Origin of the sequence: Telluria sp. B2 (genome assembly GCF_051789535.1) — a bacterium.
Lineage (GTDB): Bacteria > Pseudomonadota > Gammaproteobacteria > Burkholderiales > Burkholderiaceae_D > Telluria.
Genome location: NZ_CP196525.1, coordinates 3,842,600 through 3,858,370 on the forward strand (window position 1 = coordinate 3,842,600; position 15,771 = coordinate 3,858,370).

The following is a 15,771-nucleotide window of genomic DNA, read 5'->3' on the forward strand; positions in this document are numbered from 1 at the left end:
CAGAATCAGAGTCAGAGTCAGAGGAGACACCATGAACCACCTGATCAAACCCTTGTCGGCAGCCGTGCTGGCCGCCTTCGCCGCTACCTGCGCCCCGCTCGCGCTGGCCGCCGGCCCGGACCTGAAGATCGCCCTCATCGCCGGCAAGACCGGCCCGCTCGAAGCCTATGCCAAGGAAACCGAGACCGGCTTCATGATGGGCCTGGAATACCTCACCGGCGGCAAGATGGAGATCAACGGCCGCAAGCTGAAGGTCATCGTCAAGGACGACCAGAGCAAGCCCGACCTCGGCCGCACCCTGCTGGCCGAAGCCTATGGCGACGACAAGGCCCACATCGCGGTGGGCACCACTTCCTCGGGCTCGGCGATCGCCATGCTGCCGGTGGCCAAGGAATACAAGAAGGTGCTGATCATCGAGCCGGCCGTGGCCGACGCCATCACCGCCGAGAAGTGGAACAAGTACATCTTCCGCACCGCGCGCAGCTCGATGCAGGACGCACTGGCCGCCGCCAGTACCCTGAAGGGCGGCAGCGTCGCCTTCCTGGCCCAGGACTACGCTTTTGGCCGCGATGCCATCAAGGCCGGCAAGGAAGCGCTTGCGGCCACCGGCAGCAAGGCCAAGGTCGTGCACGAGGAATACGCCCCGGCCACCGCCACCGACTTCACCGCCTCGACCCAGCGCCTGTTCGACGCATTGAAGGACAAGCCGCAACCACGCGTGCTGGGCATCGTCTGGGCCGGCCCGAACCCGATGAACAAGATCGCCGACATGAAGCCCGAGCGCTACGGCATCGCGCTGGCCCCTGGCGGCAACATCCTGCCGGTGATGAAGACCTGGAAGAGCTATGCCGGCACCGAAGGCACCATCTATTACTACTACGCCTTCCCGAAGAACAAGATGAACGAGTGGCTGGTGGCCGAACACCAGAAGCGCTTCAAGGCGCCGCCCGACATGTTCACCGCCGGCGGCTTCGCGGCGGCCAGCGCCGTGTTCAATGCGCTCTCCAAGGTCCCGGACGGCAACAGCGAGAAGCTGGTCGCGGCGATGGAAGGCATGAGCTTCGATACGCCCAAGGGCAAGATGAGCTTCCGCAAGGAAGACCACCAGGCGCTCCAGTCGATGTACCACTTCCGCATCAAGAAGAACCAGGCCAACGAGTGGGACCTGCTGGAACTGGTGCGCGAGATCCCGGCCGCCGAGATGCCGCTGCCAGTGAAAAACAAGCGCTGACATGGCGGCCACCAACGCACAGCAGCCGTCGCTGTCCACGCGTGACCTGACGATCCGCTTCGGCGGCCACGTTGCGGTCAACGCGGTGACGGCGGACTTCTTCCCGGGGACGCTGACGGTCATCGTCGGTCCCAACGGGGCCGGCAAGACCACCTACTTCAACCTGGTCTCGGGTCAGTTGCCGGCCACCAGCGGCAGCGTGCTGGTGAACGGCCAGGACGTGACTCGCCACGGCGCCGCGCGCCGCACCCACCTCGGGATCGGGCGTGCCTTCCAGCTCACCAACCTGTTCCCCAACCTGACGGTGATCGAGAACGTGCGCCTGGCGGTGCAGAGCCGCGCCGGCCTGGGGATGAACATGTTCTCGGTCTGGTTCGGCCACAAGGAGCTGATCGAGCGCGCCGAGCATTACCTCGAGCGCGTGGCCATGCTGGCCAAACGCGAGGCGCGCGTCGGCGCCCTTTCGCACGGCGACCAGCGCAAGCTGGAAGTGGCGATCCTGCTGGCGCTCGAACCATCCATCCTGATGTTCGACGAACCGACCGCCGGCATGAGCGTGGACGAGGTGCCGGTGGTGCTGGAGCTGATCCAGTCCGTCAAGCGCGACACGAACAAGACCGTGCTGCTGGTCGAACACAAGATGGACGTGGTGCGCCAGCTGGCCGACCGCATCATCGTGCTGCACAACGGCACCTTGGTGGCGGACGGCATGCCGCTGGACGTGATGCAATCGAAGATCGTACAGGAAGCCTATCTTGGAACACCCGAAACCGAACCCGCCGCGGCCCATGCCTGAGCCGGGAAACGCACCGCTGCTCACGCTCTCGGGCGTGCACACCCACATCGGCCAGTACCACATCCTGCAGGGCGTGGACCTGGTCGTGCCGCGCGGTGGCCTCTCGGTACTGCTGGGCCGTAACGGCGCCGGCAAGACCACCACCCTGCGCACCATCATGGGCTTGTGGAAGGCCAGCGCCGGCGCCATCACCTTCGACGGCCAGGACATCACGAAACTGGCCACGCCCGACATCGCGCGCCTGGGCATCGCCTATGTCCCGGAGAGCATGGCCGTGTTCTCCGACCTGACGGTGCGCGAGAACCTGCACCTGGCGGCGCGCAACGGCCCGATGGACCAGGCGCGTCTCGACTGGATCTTCGGCTTCTTCCCGGCCCTGAAGAAGTTCTGGAACTACCCGGCCGGGAACCTCTCGGGCGGCCAGAAGCAGATGGTGGCGATCGCCCGCGCCATCGTCGAGCCGAGGAAGCTGCTGCTGGTGGACGAGCCGACCAAGGGTCTGGCACCAAGCATCGTGCAGAGCCTGATCGCGGCCTTCCGCGAGCTGAAGGAACTCGAGACCACCATCCTGCTGGTCGAGCAGAACTTCAACTTCGTGCGCTCGCTCGGCGACACCGTCAGCGTAATGGACGACGGCCGCGTCGCCCATGCCGGCAGCATGGCCGCGCTGGCGAACGACGACGCGCTGCAGCAGCGTCTCCTGGGCCTGTCGCTCGCCTCCCACCAATAGGAACTACACGATGAGTGCTACCCTTCCCCGCGTCGCCGCCCTGCCCAAGGCCGACACGCCCCTGCCCGCAGCGCCGCGCGACATCGCGCCGCTGCTGCTGGTGCCCGCCATCGCCCTGCTCATGCTGCCGCTGGTGGGCAGCTTCCCGACCTGGGTCACCCTGACCGTCGCCGGTCTCGCCATGGGCATGATGATCTTCATCATGGCCAGCGGCCTGACCCTGGTGTTCGGCCTGATGAACGTGCTGAACTTCGGCCACGGCGCCTTCGTGTCGGTGGGCGCCTTTGCCGCCACCATGGTGCTGCTGCCGATGCGCGGCTGGCTCGAAATGGACTCGCTGCTGGTCAACCTCGGCGTGCTGGGCCTGGCAGTAACGGTCGCGATGCTGGTCACGGCCCTGCTTGGCTGGGCCTTCGAGCGCGTGATCATCATGCCGGTCTACGGCCAGCACCTGAAGCAGATCCTGATCACCATGGGCGGCATGATCGTCGCCGAGCAACTGATCAACGTGATCTGGGGCGCCGAGACCATTGCCCTGCCCCTGCCCACCGCCCTGCGCGGCGCCATCTTCCTGGGCGACGCGGCCATCGAAAAATACCGCCTGGTGGCGGTGATCGTCGGCCTGTTGGTTTTCGTCGGCATGTTCCTGACCCTGAACCGCACCAAGATCGGCCTCCTGATCCGCGCCGGCGTCGAGAACGGCGAGATGGTCGAGAGCCTGGGCTACCGCATCCGCCGCCTGTTCGTCGGCGTGTTCGCGGCCGGCTCGGCGCTGGCCGGCCTGGGCGGCGTGATGTGGGGCCTGTACAAGGAAACCCTGTCGGCCGCGATGGGCGGCGAGATCATGATCATGATCTTCATCGTCATCATCATCGGCGGCCTCGGTTCGGTCGGCGGCTGCTTCATCGGCGCCCTCCTGATGGCGCTGGTGGCCAACTACGCCGGTTTCCTGGCGCCGAAGATCGCGCTGGTTTCGAACATCATCCTGATGATCGCGATCCTGCTGTGGCGCCCGGCCGGGCTGTATTCGAAGATGCGAGGCTAACCCATGACCCGACTGCTTTCCGGCGACCTGCCGCGCAGCCGCATCCTGTCCGCGGTGCTGCTGCTGATCTTCCTGGGACTGGCGTTCGCGCCCTTCCTGACCAGCGGCGCGCGTCCGCTCAACACCGCCGCCACCATCTGCGTCTACATCGTGCTGGTCGCTTCCTACGACCTGCTGCTCGGCTACACCGGCATCGTCTCCTTCGCGCACACCATGTTCTACGGGATCGGCGCCTACGGCATCGGCCTGGCACTGGCTTCCGTCGACGAGCCGACCTGGGGCGTGGCCATGAAGGGCCTGGGGCTGGCGCTGCTGCTGGCGCTCGCGCTCGCGTTCGTGGTCGGCCTGTTCGCCCTGCGCGTGCGCGCCATCTTCTACGCCATGATCACGCTGGCTGTCGCTTCTTCCTTTGCCGTGCTGGCCTCGCAGCTGTCGGACTTCACCGGCGGCGAGGACGGCAAGACCTTCAGCGTGCCGGAAGTGCTCACGCCGGGCTTCACGCTGGTCGAGAACGAGGTGTTCGGGCGCGCCATCGACGGCAAGCTGCTCACCTATTACCTGGTGTTCTTCGGCTGCCTGCTGCTGTTCCTGTTCCTGCTGCGGCTGGTGAACTCGCCCTTCGGGCGGGTGCTGCAGGCGATCCGCGAGAACGAGTTCCGCGCCGAAGCGCTGGGCTACCGCACCGTGGTCTACCGCATCTGGGCCAACTGCCTGGCGGCCCTGGTGGCGGCGCTGGCCGGCGCCCTGATGGCCCTGTGGCTGCGCTACGTCGGCCCCAAGACCTCGCTCGGCTTCGAGGTCATGACCGACATCCTGCTGATCGTCGTCATTGGCGGCATGGGCACGATGTACGGCGCGGTGGTGGGCGCGGCCCTGTTCATCCTGGCGCAGAACTACCTGAAGGAGCTGATGGCGCACGGCTCGAACGCCCTGGAAGGCGTGCCGCTGCTCGCCGCCGCCGTGCACCCGGACCGCTGGATGCTGTGGCTGGGCGTGCTGTTCGTACTGTCGATCTATTTCTTCCCGATCGGGATCGTGGGCAAGCTGCGGCTGCGCAGCTGGCTGGCGGCGCGCTGATCGTTCTCCCGGCGCGGACGGCTGCCGTCCGCGCCTGTCGTTCCTCTCCCCCTCTTCTTCGCCTTTCGCAGGATGGGCTCTCCCGAGCCCACGCGGTCTCACCGTCTGCAAGTCGCAAGCGCCCCGTCGTCGGCGCCTGCCGAATAACACGGTGGTGTGATCGAGTGCCCTACTGCGTGGACACAGGTGTCCACCCTACGCCCCCCGCTTAACGCATACGGTACAGCTGGCCAGTTCCGGCCAATGCGCACAGCCGCAGCCCCTCCCACCGCCGAGCCTCTACTCACATTGAATGAAAATCAAGATTCCTTGTCGTTCAGCTCATATGATGAACTCAACCATGGCCTCGTGTCAGCCAGCGCGAGTGGACAAGCCATCCTTCTGGCTCCGCATGAAAGCACATTCCCATGAAACTACTCAAGTCGTACACCGCGGCCGGTGCGCTGGCGCTGGCGGCCCTTGCTCCCGGGGCCGCCCATGCCGCGTATGGATCCGGCGGCACCGGCGTCCTGGTGCTGAACGAGGGCTTCGGCAACCTTGCCGGGCTGCCGGGCTGGACCCTGGTCAACAACAGCGACCCGGCAGGCAGCACCTGGTTCCAGGGCAATGCCGACATCTTCGGCGCCCAGTCCGGGGCTGCCAACTCCTATGCCGCCGCCAGCTTCCTGGGCGCGGCAAACGGCTTCGGCACGGTCGACAACTGGCTGATCACCCCGGTGCTGTCACTCAGCGGGCTGACCAACCTGTCCTTTTACACCACGCACGAGGCCACGCCCGGCTTCGCCGACTACCTCGAAGTGCGCTGGGCGCCCGGCAACGGCGGCGGCACGGACGCCTTCTCGACGCTGCTGACCAGCTTCGGCGGCGCCGGCGCTTCCTACCCGACCGACTGGACCCGCTGGAGCACCGACCTGAACTTCCAGGGCGAAGGCCGCTTCGCCTTCCGCTACACGGGTGATGCGAATTCATTGAACTATATTGGTCTCGATACGGTCCGAGTGGTCACGGCGGTGCCGGAACCTTCGCTGTACGTAATGCTGGCCCTGGGCCTGGGCGCTCTGAGCTTCATGCGCCGCAAAACACTGAACTGAAGTTTCCGGAGACCCCACCATGTCATCCAAAAAATTCCTGGCGGCGCTCCCCCTCGCCGCCATGTGCGCCTTCATGCCACACCACAGCTCGGCCCAGGAACAACAACAGGGCATGGTCGTCGTGCGCGACGCCCAGACCGGCCAGCTGCGTGCGCCCACGCCAGCCGAAGCCCGCGCGCTCGCGCCGAAACCGACGAGTTCCCTGACGACGACCTCCAAACCGTCCATGATCACCCACCCCAGCGGCGCGCGCCAGGTGCGGCTGGGCGAGCGCGGCCTCGTGTATTCGGTCGTCACGCGCGATAGCGACGGCAAGCTCGCCGAACAGTGCGTGCATGGCGCGGCCGCCGCCGACCAGGCCGTCCACCAGCACGGCCAGCACGACGATCACGGCAAGCAGGCCGGGCACGACAAGGAGGGTCGCCATGAAACCAAGTAAGTTCGCGCTGCGCCTCGCCGCAGCCCTCGCCATCTCCACCGCCGCGCTCGCCAGCCAGGCCGCCATCATCACCATCGTCAACCAGAACGCCCCCGGCATCGGCTTCAACGACCCGACCCCGGCCACCCCGGTCGGCGGCAATCCCGGCACCACGCTCGGCGCCCAGCGCCTGTACGCCTTCCAGCACGCCGCCAACATCTGGGGTGCGACCCTCACCAGCAGCGTACCGATCCGCATCGGCGCCTCCTTCGTGCCGCTGAACTGCACCGCGAGCAGCGCCGTGCTCGGCTCGGCCGGCGCCAACGAGATCTGGTCCGACTTCGCCAATGCCCCGCGTCCGAACACCTGGTATCCGAGCGCCTTGGCGAGCAAGCTGGCCGGCACCGATGTGGCCACCCCGGGCGAGCCGCACATCATCGCGCGCTTCAATTCGCGCCTCGGCCTGTTCCCCGACTGCCTGCCGGGTTCCGGCTTCTACCTCGGCACCGACAACAATGCCGGCAGCCAGATCGACCTGGTGACGGTGCTGCTGCACGAAATGGCGCACGGCCTGGGCTTCCAGACCTTCACCGACGACGAGACCGGCGCCGAGATCATGGGCATACCCTCGATCTGGGACTATTTCCTGGTCGACAACCGCACCGAGCGTCCCTGGGTCGACATGACCGACGCCGAGCGCGTCGCCTCCGCAATCAGCGGCAACGGCCTGTCCTGGAACGGGCCAAACGTCACGGCCGCGGTGCCCCAGGTGCTCGATCCGCGGTCGCGCCTGACGGTGAGCGGCAGCGCCGCCGGCAACGCGGCCGGCAACTATGACGTCGGCGACGCCTCCTTCGGCCCGCCGCTCGGCGCCACGCCGGTCAGCGGGCAGCTCATGCCGGTGATCGAACAGCCGACGGGGCTCGGGCTGGCCTGCAATCCTCTGAGCGATCTCAACGCCCTGGCGGTGCGCGGCAACATCGCCCTGGTCTCGCGCGGCACCTGTGACTTCGTCTCCAAGGCGCGCAACGTCCAGGCCGCCGGCGCGATCGGCATGATCGTGGCTGACAACGCACCGGGCGAGGCGGCCGGCATGAGCGGCGATGCGCCTGATGTCACCATCCCCTCGGTGCGCGTCACCCAGGAAGCCGGCGCCACCCTGCTTGCCGCGCTGCAGGCCAGGTCGCGCACCCGTTCGGGCGTCGTCGCTTCCCTCGGCATCGACCCGAACCGCCTGGCCGGCACCGACCCGCAGCGGCGCATCCTGATGTACACGCCGACGACCAACGCGCCGGGCTCCTCGGTCTCGCACTACACGACCGACGCCAAGCCGAACCAGCTGATGGAGCCGTCGATCAACGCCGACCTGACGCACACCGTCACCCCGCCGCGCGACCTCACCTACCCGCTGCTGCAGGACATCGGCTGGTAAGCCGGGCAGCCGTTTCGTCGAGGCAAAAAAAGGCCGGCCGCCCTTCGGGGCGCCGGCCTTTCTTCGTACGCAGGCCGTGCCTGCGCCGGTATTACTGCTGTTCCTGCTTTGCCTTGAATGCGGCAACGCCGTTGACGATTTCTTCTTTCGCTTCGTCCGGGCCAGCCCAGCCTTCGACCTTGACCCACTTGCCCTTTTCCAGGTCCTTGTAGTGCTCGAAGAAGTGCTGGATCTGCTGCAGGCGCAGGTCCTGCAGGTCTTCCGGCTTCTGCCAGTGGCTGTAGATCGGCAGGATCTTGTCGACCGGCACAGCCAGGATCTTGGCGTCGCCGCCGGCTTCGTCGGTCATCTTCAGCACGCCGATGGCGCGGCAACGCACGACCACGCCCGGGATCAGCGGGAACGGGGTGATCACCAGCACGTCGCACGGGTCGCCGTCGGCCGACAGGGTCTGGGGGACATAGCCATAGTTGCACGGGTAGTGCATCGCGGTGCCCATGAAGCGGTCGACGAAGATCGCGCCGGTGTCCTTGTCCACTTCGTACTTGATCGGATCGGCGTTCATCGGGATTTCGATGATGACGTTGAAGTCATTCGGCACATCGCGGCCGGCTGGGACGTTGTTCAGGCTCATGGGTTATTCCTTGGTTGCTGAAGATTCAATAAAGGGAAGCATTATATCGAATAGGCATCAGCTTGTGCGGCGCAGCAGTCTATGCGGTGCGGCAACTGCTTGCGAGGAAGGATGCTGCAGACGGTAGGGTGGGCGCCCGGTGCCCACCAATTGCCTGCTGCATCTGGGTGGTGGGCACCGGGACGCCTACCTCGCCGCCTTCACGCTGTCGGGCACGAATAGGCGGCGGGCGGAATCGTGTTTCTACAGAATATTCGCCAGCGCGCTATGCCGGTAATGCCCGGCAGCGCGTTCTTCCTGTCCCAGCACCTCGTGCAGCTGGGCCAGCTTCAGGTGGATGTCGCGCACCATCGTCGGATCGAGCGCGTCCGACAGCGCCTGCTCCAGGTAACGCTGGGCCTTGCCCCACAGCTTCTGGCGCAGGCACAGCGAGCCCAGCGTGAGCGCCAGTTCAGCGTCGTTCGGGCGCTCGCGCAGCCAGGCTTCGCACTTTTCGATCTGGGCCAGCAGGGTGGCCGAGCCGGCAGGGCCGGCAGCGTCGCGGTAGGCCCGGATCACCCGCTCGTCCCAGCCGGCCCTGAGCGCGTCTTCCGCGATCACGCGCGCTTCGTCGTGCAGGCCGCTGGCGTTGAAGGCCGTGGCCGCGCGCGCGGCGATATAAGGCTTGGTGCGGTCGGCCACGGGCACGCCGGCCCAGAAGCGGCGGATCGCTTCCGGATCCTGTCCCTCTTCCGACAGCAGCGCCTCATAGGCCATCTCGCGCAGGCGCGCCGAGAGCGCGGGATGCAGGGCATTGCGCTTGTCCAGGATACGCACCAGGCGCAGCACCTCGGGCCAGTTGCGCGCCTGCTGGTGCGCCTTCATCGACCACTGCAGCGCGTGGATGTGGCGCTGGCCGCTGGCGTTGAGCTCGGCCACGGCTTCGAGCGCCGCCTCCGGCTGGTGGTCGTCGACCAGCAGCTCAATGACCGTCATCAGGCGCGCCGTCTTCATGCTGTTGTCGCCGGCGATGCCGGCCAGCCAGGCGTCGCGCCGCGCCGGCTCGCGCATGCGGTGCGCGGCGCGCGCGCCGATCAGGGCGGCCACGCCGGCGTTCTCGGGCAGCTCGGCGGCGCGCATCGCGGCCTTCTCGGCGTGGCCGAAGCGGCCCTCGAGCAGGGCCTTGAGGGCGTCGCGCAAGCCCTTGTTGCCCTCGCGCTCGCGCTTGCGCTGGCGGTAGGCGGCCACCCGGTCGGGCATGCGCATGGTCGCATTGACCGCGCGCACCAGGCCGTACAAGGTCAGGAACAGCAGCGCCAGCAAAACCACGAACAGGTTCAGCGACATGTCGATCCGGTGCGGCGGATAGAACAGCACCACGTTGCCCGGATTGAAGCGCGCCGTCACGGCGATACCGATGGCGGCGGCCATCAGGGCGACTAACCAGAGGAGTAAACGCATGGATTAAGGCTTCGTCTTGTAGTTGCGCACGGCGTTCAGGCTCTCTGCCAGGGTCGGCATCTCGATCGACAGGTTGTTGGCCCGCACCTGGCGCAGCACCGCCTGCGCCTGCTGGGTGGTGCGCGCGCCGGTGTCGAAGTAGCGCGCCAGCGTATCCTGGGCGGCAGTGAGGTCTTCGGCGAAGGTGGTCTCGTCGCGCGACAGCAGGGCCATGCGCGCGTTGAGCAGGCGCAGCTTGAGGTTTTCGCGCACGAAATAGCGCTGCTCCGGCGAAAGCATCAGCGCGTCAGGCGTGTTCACGCTGCGCACGCGGATCAGCTGGCGCACGTCGTCCCACATCTCGGCGGTCCAGTTGCGCCAGGTCTGCAGCATGCGCTCGCCGACCGTCAGCGGAACCGCCGGCGCCGCGTCCTTCCGCGCCCCCTGGCTGCGCACCGGGGCCGCCGGCAGCAGCGGCTTCTCGTCCGACAGCAGCGGCAGGGAGTCGACCTGGGCGATCACGCTGTCCAGGCGCACGGCCACGCCCGCCAGGTCCACCGCCGGCAGCGCCTTGAGTTTTTCCATGTCGCTGGCGATTGCGCGGCGCACGGTAATGAACTGCGGCTTGTCCGAACGCGACAGCGAACGGTCGGCGTTCTGCAATGCGATCAGCGCGCCCTGCACGTTGCCGGCCAGTTGCAGCTGCTGGCTGGCGGTCGAGAGCACCTGCTCGACTTCCGACAGCGCCCATTCGTCGCGGCTCTTCGACAGGTCCTGGTAGAGCTGCTCGAGGGCCAGCTGCTGGCTCTGGTTTTCCAGCTGGCGGCTTTCCAGCACGCCGACCTTCAGCTGCAGCGCCTTGGACTGCTCGGCGACGTCGCGCGCCAGCGCAGCCGTTTCTGCGTTGATCTCGTTGCCCTTCTGCAGGCTGATCGCCATTTCCTTGCGCAGCGTGTTGATGCGGCCGTGGCTCGACCAGGTCTGGAGCGCCAGCAGGACCGCCAGCGCGATCAGCGCCAGCGGCATCGGGCGCATCAGCTTGTCGGCCGTGCTCGGTCCGCGCAGCGGAGCGCGCGCCCCGGCATAGGGTTCGGGGACCGGCGCCTGGGGCGCGGTGGAAGGCTGCGTCGGCGGCAGCTCTGGATGATTCGGCAGTTCGTTCATGTTCGAGATTGTAACGCGGCAAGAAGACGCTCGTCGCCCGAGCCGGTGAGCGTGACACGGGCCAGTCCCAGCGACCGGGCGGTCTCCGCAATGCGCGCATGGGGCACGATTACATGCTGTTGTTGCAGCTTTGCCAGCAGATCAGTATCGCTCGCGGTATCAAGCTGCCGCAGCAGTTCGAGCAGGCCGCGCAGGGCTTCCGAGCTCGTGATTATCCAATCGTTCGGCGAGGCCAGCAAGGCGCGCAGTCGGGCCGCCAGCGCGGGCGTGAGCGCAGGCACGCTGCGCCGGTAGGCCGGCACGATCGTGACCTCGGCCCCGGCGCCGCGAAATCCCTCGGCCATCAGCTCGCGCCCGGTTTCGCCGCGCACGATCAGCACGCGCCTGCCGCGCAGGGTGGCAAGGTCGAGCGAGGCCAGCAGGTTCTCGGAGTCGCTGCGCGTCGGGTCCTGCGGGCCGAGGATGGTGGCGTTGGCCTCGGTCAGGCCGTGTTTCGCCAGCGCGGCGCGGCTGCCCTCGCCCAGCACGGCCAGCGCCACCTGCCGCGGCCAGGCCGGCACGTGGGCCAGGGCGGCGTCGATCGCGTTCGGCGAGACGAAGGCCACCAGCGCATAGCGCTCCAGGTCTTGCAGCGCCGCACGCAGGGCCGACTGGTCTTCCAGGGGCGCGATTTCCAGCAGCGGCAGCAGCACCGGCGTGCGCCCGATGGCGGCCACGGCGCGCACCAGGCCGTCGGCCTGGGCGCGCGGGCGGGTGATGACGACGGACTCAGGCATCGGGGGCGGCGTCCTGCCGGCAGGCTTCGAGGATGGCATGCGCATCCTGTTGCCCCAGCAGTTCGGAAACGCGCTCGCCCAGCAGCTCGGGATGGCCGGCTGCGCCCTTCAGTTCGGCGTGGGCGCTGCGCTTGCCGTCGGGCGTGGCGACCATCGCGCGCAGGTGCATGGTCTCGCCCTCGACCGTGGCGTGCGCCGCCAGCGGGATCTGGCAGCTGCCCCCGAAAATCTTCGACACCTTGCGCTCGGCCATGACGGCGCGCGCGGTATCGAGGTGGTTCAGCGGCGCCAGCAGGGCGCGCAGGTCGGCGCCGTCCAGGCGCTCGCCGCTCGCGATCTCGATCGCCATCGCGCCCTGCCCCGCGGCCGGCAGGCTCAGCTCCGGCGGCAGCACGCTGCGGATGCGTTGCGGCAGGCCCAGGCGCTTGAGGCCGGCGGCGGCCAGGATGATGGCCGCGTAGTCGCCGCGGTCGAGCTTGCCGAGGCGGGTGTCGAGGTTGCCGCGCAGCGGCTGGATCACCAGGTGCGGGTAGCGCGCCGCCACCAGGGCCTGGCGGCGCAGGCTGCTGGTGCCAACGACGGCGCCGGGCGGCAGCTCGTCCAGGCTGGCGTAGTCGTTCGAGACGAAGGCGTCGCGCGGGTCTTCGCGCTCGAGCACGGCGGCCAGCTCGAATCCTTCCGGCAGGTCCATCGGCACGTCTTTCAGCGAATGGACGGCCAGGTCGGCGCGGCCCTCGGCCATCGCCACTTCCAGCTCCTTGACGAACAGGCCCTTGCCGCCGACTTTCGAGAGCGTGCGGTCAAGAATCTGGTCGCCGCGCGTCGTCATTCCGAGGATGCTAATGTGGCAATCTGGATATAATGCGGCCAGACGGTCGCGCACATGTTCCGCCTGCCACATGGCCAGGCGGCTCTCGCGCGATGCGATAATCAATTGCGACGGCACTTGCACCTGCTGCGTCATTTCGGATGCTTTCAAAACGAATTCTTTCACTGTCGTTGCGCTCACCGGCCGATGCCAGTAAAGGCCCTTGCATAGGATCACAAATTTTAGCATGGGGCCTCATTGCAGAACGTGGCCAACCGCCATGCACAACCCGGCGTTTCCAACATTAGAGAATCTCAGTGGTCGATATGGACAAACCCGTTGCACCCAACACCCTTGCCGGCGCCGACAAGGACGCCCCGTTGAAAGAAGACATCCGCCTGCTCGGCCGCCTGCTCGGCGACGTGCTGCGCGACCAGGAAGGCGACGCCGTGTTCGACGTCGTCGAGACCATCCGCCAGACCGCCGTGCGCTTCCGCCGTGACGCCGATCCGGAAGCGGGCCAGGAGCTGACCACCCTGCTGCACAAGCTCACCCGCAACCAGACCATCTCGGTGGTGCGCGCGTTTTCGTATTTCTCGCACCTGGCCAACATCGCCGAGGACCAGCACCACAACCGGCGCCGCCGCACCCACCTGCTGAACGGCTCGCCGCCGCGCGAAGGCAGCGTCGGCTACGCGCTGGGGAAACTGCGCGCCGCCGGCGTGCAGCAGCCCACTGTCGAGAACTTCTTCCGCAACGCCCTGATTTCGCCGGTGCTCACCGCCCACCCGACCGAGGTCCAGCGCAAGAGCATCCTCGACGCCGAGCACGACATCGCGCGCCTGCTGGCCGAGCGCGACCTGCCCCTGACGCCGAAGGAACAGGTGCGCAACCTGCAGCTGATGCACGCGCGCATCGCCACGCTGTGGCAGACGCGCATGCTGCGCTACACCAAGCTGACGGTGGCCGACGAGATCGAGAACGCCCTGTCCTACTACCGCATCACCTTCCTGCGCGAACTGCCGGCGCTGTACGACGACATCGAGGACGAGATCGGCGCCCAGTACCACGGCAAGCCTGCGCAACTGGGCGACAGCGCCTATGTGCAGATGGGTAGCTGGATCGGCGGCGACCGCGACGGCAACCCGAACGTCAACGCCGACACCATGCGCCACGCGGTGGTGCGCCACGCCACCACCATCCTCGACTGGTACCTGGACGAAGTGCACGCGCTCGGCGCCGAGCTGTCGACCTCGACCCTGATGGTCGACATCACCCCGGCGATGCAGTCGCTGGCCGAGCGCTCGACCGACCAGTCGCCGCACCGCGAGGACGAACCCTACCGCCGCGCACTGATCGGCATCTACGCACGCCTGGCGGCCACCGCGCGCGAACTGGGCGCGACCAATATCCTGCGCAAGGAAGTCGGCCACGCCGCACCCTACCGCGACGCGACGGAGTTCGCCGCCGACCTGCAGGTCGTGGCCGAGTCGCTCGCGGCGAACCACGGCGCGATGCTGATCGCGCCGCGCCTGGCCGGCCTGATGCGCGCGGCGCGCATCTTCGGCTTCCACCTCGCCTCGCTCGACATGCGCCAGACCTCGGACGTGCACGAGCGCGTGCTGGCCGAGCTGTTCGAAAAGGCCGGCGTCGAAGCCGACTACGCGGCCCTGTCCGAGGACGACAAGGTCGCGCTGCTGCTGGCCGAACTGGCCCAGCCGCGCCTGCTGTACACGCCCTACGAAAGCTATACCGAGGAAACCGAATCGGAGCTGGCCATCGTGCGCGCCGCGCGCGAAATCCGCCAGCGCTACGGCGCGCGCGCGATCCGCAACTACATCATCTCGCACACCGAAGCCGTGTCCGACCTGCTCGAAGTACTGCTGCTGCAGAAGGAAGGCGGCCTGCTGCGCGTGTCGCAGGGCATGTCGGACGTGATGGTGATCCCGCTGTTCGAGACCATTCCCGACCTGCAGCGGGCCGCCGGCATCATGGAAACCTGGATGTCGCTGCCGCCGGTGGCGCGCATCATCGAGAACCAGGGCCGGCTGCAGGAAGTCATGCTCGGCTACTCGGACTCGAACAAGGACGGCGGCTTCCTCACCTCGAACTGGGAGCTCTACCAGGCCGAGCTGAAGCTGGTCGAGGTGTTCGAACGCATGAACGTGAAGCTGCGCCTGTTCCACGGCCGCGGCGGCACCGTCGGACGCGGCGGCGGCCCGAGCTACCAGGCGATCCTGGCCCAGCCGCCGGGCACGGTGAACGGCCAGATCCGCCTGACCGAACAGGGCGAGATCATCGCCTCGAAATTCTCGAATCCCGAGATCGGCCGGCGCAACCTGGAGCTGCTGGTGGCGGCCACGCTGGAAGCGAGCCTCACGCCGCATCCGGTGGCGGGCGACAAGGCCGAGCGCCTGGCGCGCTTCGAAGCTGTCATGGCCGAACTGTCCGAGCGCGCCTATAAAGCCTATCGCAACCTCGTCTACGAGACCCCGGGCTTCACCGACTACTTCTTTGCCGCCACGCCGATCGCCGAGATCGCCGAGCTGAACCTCGGGTCGCGCCCGGCGTCGCGCAAGTCGACGCGCCGCATCGAGGACCTGCGCGCGATTCCCTGGGGCTTTTCCTGGGGCCAGTGCCGCCTGCTGCTGCCGGGCTGGTACGGCTTCGGCTCGGCGGTATCGGGCTGGATCGAGGACGGTCCGCAGGATGAACGGGCTGCGCGCCTGGCCACGCTGCAGGAGATGTTCCGCGAATGGCCCTTCTTCGCCACCCTGCTGTCGAACATGGACATGGTGCTGGCCAAGACGGACCTGGCGATCGCCTCGCGCTACGCCGGCCTGGTGCCGGACGCGGCCCTGCGCGAACGCATCTTCAAGCGCATCGCGGCCGAGCACGGCGAGACCATCCGCCGCCTGGAAGCGATCACCGGCGCCACCGAACGCCTGGCCGGCAACCCGCTGCTGGCGCGCTCGATCCAGAACCGCTTCGCCTACCTCGACCCGCTGAACCACCTGCAGGTCGAACTGATCCATCGCCACCGCGCGATGTCCCGTGAGCCCGGCGAGATGGACCCGCGCGTACACCGCGGGATCCACCTGTCGATCAACGGGGTAGCGGCCGGCCTGCGCAATACCGGCTGAGCGAAAG

Annotated in this window: 14 protein-coding genes; 9 read left to right on the plus strand and 5 right to left on the minus strand. The window is 67.5% G+C overall.

What is annotated here, in order from left to right; all coding sequences use genetic code 11:
- Positions 1-31 precede the first annotated feature (31 nt).
- From ACSUZJ_RS17080 to ACSUZJ_RS17115, 8 genes are all read left to right on the plus strand, one after another.
- Entirely contained in the window at positions 32-1,231 is a 1,200-nt protein-coding gene (locus tag ACSUZJ_RS17080; protein WP_499410097.1) for a substrate-binding domain-containing protein, read from the plus strand.
- Position 1,232: 1 nt separating this feature from the next.
- A complete protein-coding gene (locus ACSUZJ_RS17085) occupies positions 1,233-2,027 on the plus strand; it encodes an ABC transporter ATP-binding protein (RefSeq protein WP_499410099.1) in 795 nt (264 codons plus the stop codon).
- A complete protein-coding gene (locus ACSUZJ_RS17090) occupies positions 2,020-2,757 on the plus strand; it encodes an ABC transporter ATP-binding protein (protein ID WP_499410101.1) in 738 nt (245 codons plus the stop codon). The genes ACSUZJ_RS17085 and ACSUZJ_RS17090 overlap by 8 nt, the downstream gene beginning before the upstream one ends.
- A 10-nt stretch (positions 2,758-2,767) precedes the next feature.
- Entirely contained in the window at positions 2,768-3,802 is a 1,035-nt protein-coding gene (locus ACSUZJ_RS17095; RefSeq protein ID WP_499410103.1) for a branched-chain amino acid ABC transporter permease, read from the plus strand.
- Between the two features lie 3 nt (positions 3,803-3,805).
- A complete protein-coding gene (locus tag ACSUZJ_RS17100; RefSeq protein WP_499410105.1) occupies positions 3,806-4,879 on the plus strand; it encodes a branched-chain amino acid ABC transporter permease in 1,074 nt (357 codons plus the stop codon).
- Between the two features lie 407 nt (positions 4,880-5,286).
- Positions 5,287-5,970, plus strand: coding sequence for a choice-of-anchor J domain-containing protein (locus ACSUZJ_RS17105; protein WP_499410107.1), 684 nt, complete (start codon positions 5,287-5,289; stop codon positions 5,968-5,970).
- Between the two features lie 19 nt (positions 5,971-5,989).
- Entirely contained in the window at positions 5,990-6,409 is a 420-nt protein-coding gene (locus ACSUZJ_RS17110; RefSeq protein WP_499410109.1) for a post-PEP-CTERM-1 domain-containing protein, read from the plus strand.
- Entirely contained in the window at positions 6,396-7,820 is a 1,425-nt protein-coding gene (locus ACSUZJ_RS17115; RefSeq protein WP_499410111.1) for a PA domain-containing protein, read from the plus strand. The genes ACSUZJ_RS17110 and ACSUZJ_RS17115 overlap by 14 nt, the downstream gene beginning before the upstream one ends.
- A gap of 91 nt (positions 7,821-7,911) precedes the next feature.
- Here the strand turns inward: ACSUZJ_RS17115 and ppa are convergent, their stop codons facing one another.
- The 5 genes from ppa to hemC all read right to left on the minus strand — a co-directional run bounded on the left by ppa (position 7,912) and on the right by hemC (position 12,777).
- Positions 7,912-8,454 (minus strand): inorganic diphosphatase, encoded by a 543-nt coding sequence (gene ppa, locus ACSUZJ_RS17120; RefSeq protein WP_499410113.1) that lies wholly within the window; start codon positions 8,452-8,454, stop codon positions 7,912-7,914.
- Between the two features lie 243 nt (positions 8,455-8,697).
- Positions 8,698-9,864, minus strand: coding sequence for a heme biosynthesis protein HemY (locus tag ACSUZJ_RS17125; RefSeq protein WP_499416575.1), 1,167 nt, complete (start codon positions 9,862-9,864; stop codon positions 8,698-8,700).
- 33 nt (positions 9,865-9,897) lie between these two features.
- Positions 9,898-11,037, minus strand: coding sequence for a uroporphyrinogen-III C-methyltransferase (locus tag ACSUZJ_RS17130; protein ID WP_499410115.1), 1,140 nt, complete (start codon positions 11,035-11,037; stop codon positions 9,898-9,900).
- The gene (locus tag ACSUZJ_RS17135; RefSeq protein WP_499410117.1) at positions 11,034-11,813 is read right to left on the minus strand and encodes a uroporphyrinogen-III synthase; all 780 of its coding nucleotides are present in this window, start codon (positions 11,811-11,813) and stop codon (positions 11,034-11,036) included. Before ACSUZJ_RS17135 ends, ACSUZJ_RS17130 begins: the two co-directional genes overlap by 4 nt.
- Positions 11,806-12,777, minus strand: a complete 972-nt coding sequence (gene hemC / locus ACSUZJ_RS17140; RefSeq protein WP_499416577.1) for a hydroxymethylbilane synthase — start codon at positions 12,775-12,777, stop codon at positions 11,806-11,808. The genes ACSUZJ_RS17135 and hemC overlap by 8 nt, the downstream gene beginning before the upstream one ends.
- 170 nt (positions 12,778-12,947) lie before the next feature.
- Here hemC and ppc point away from each other — a divergent pair, with 170 nt between their 5' ends.
- Positions 12,948-15,764 carry a phosphoenolpyruvate carboxylase gene (gene ppc / locus ACSUZJ_RS17145; protein WP_499410119.1) on the plus strand — a complete coding sequence of 939 codons (2,817 nt, stop codon included), beginning with the start codon at positions 12,948-12,950 and terminating at the stop codon, positions 15,762-15,764.
- Positions 15,765-15,771: the final 7 nt, after the last annotated feature.